Origin of the sequence: Vibrio chemaguriensis, from assembly GCF_012275705.1 — a bacterium.
Classification (GTDB): domain Bacteria; phylum Pseudomonadota; class Gammaproteobacteria; order Enterobacterales; family Vibrionaceae; genus Vibrio; species Vibrio diabolicus.
The window spans coordinates 1-1,190 of sequence record NZ_SHOE01000058.1; the positions used below are offsets into that span (position 1 = coordinate 1).

At 47.2% G+C, this 1,190-nt stretch carries 1 protein-coding gene; it reads left to right on the forward strand.

Annotation, left to right across the window (positions count from 1 at the left end; translation table 11 throughout):
* The coding region (gene tuf, locus EX191_RS22745) for an elongation factor Tu (RefSeq protein WP_164667183.1) at window positions 1–1,184 on the forward strand (1,184 nt) is incomplete at its 5' end.
* Between the last annotated feature and the right edge of the window lie 6 nt (window positions 1,185–1,190).

Genomic DNA, 1,190 nt, shown 5'->3' on the forward strand with positions numbered 1-1,190 from the left:
TGTCTAAAGAAAAATTTGAACGTACGAAACCGCACGTTAACGTTGGTACTATCGGCCACGTTGACCACGGTAAAACAACTCTAACTGCAGCTATCTGTACTACTCTTGCTAAAGTTTACGGCGGTGTAGCTAAAGACTTCGCATCTATCGATAACGCTCCAGAAGAGCGTGAGCGCGGTATCACAATCGCAACTTCTCACGTTGAGTACGACACTCCAACTCGTCACTACGCACACGTTGACTGTCCAGGACACGCGGACTACGTTAAAAACATGATCACTGGTGCTGCACAGATGGACGGTGGTATCCTAGTTGTTGCTGCGACAGATGGCCCAATGCCACAAACTCGTGAGCACATCCTACTAGGCCGTCAGGTTGGTATCCCATACATCATCGTATTCATGAACAAATGTGACATGGTTGACGATGAAGAGCTACTAGAACTAGTAGAAATGGAAGTTCGTGAACTTCTATCTGAATACGATTTCCCAGGTGATGACCTACCAGTTATCCAAGGTTCTGCACTAGGCGCACTAAACGGCGAAGAGCAGTGGGAAGCGAAAATCGTTGAACTAGCTGAAGCTCTAGATACTTACATCCCTGAGCCAGAGCGTGCGGTAGATCAGCCATTCCTAATGCCTATCGAAGACGTATTCTCAATCCAAGGTCGTGGTACAGTAGTAACTGGTCGTATCGAGCGTGGTATCCTAACTGTAGGTGACGAAGTTGCTATCGTAGGTATCAAGGAAACAACTACTACAACATGTACTGGTGTAGAGATGTTCCGTAAGCTTCTAGACGAAGGCCGTGCAGGTGAGAACGTTGGTGCACTTCTACGTGGTACTAAGCGTGACGAAGTTGAACGTGGTCAAGTACTAGCGAAGCCTGGTTCAATCACTCCACACACTAAGTTCGAATCAGAAGTATACGTACTGTCTAAAGATGAAGGTGGTCGTCACACTCCATTCTTCAAAGGCTACCGTCCACAGTTCTACTTCCGTACAACTGACGTAACTGGTGACATCCAGCTACCAGAAGGCGTAGAAATGGTAATGCCAGGTGACAACGTACAGATGACTGTTGAGCTAATCGCACCAATCGCAATGGACGAAGGTCTACGTTTCGCGATCCGTGAAGGTGGCCGTACAGTAGGTGCTGGTGTTGTTGCTAAGATCTTCGACTAATTCATA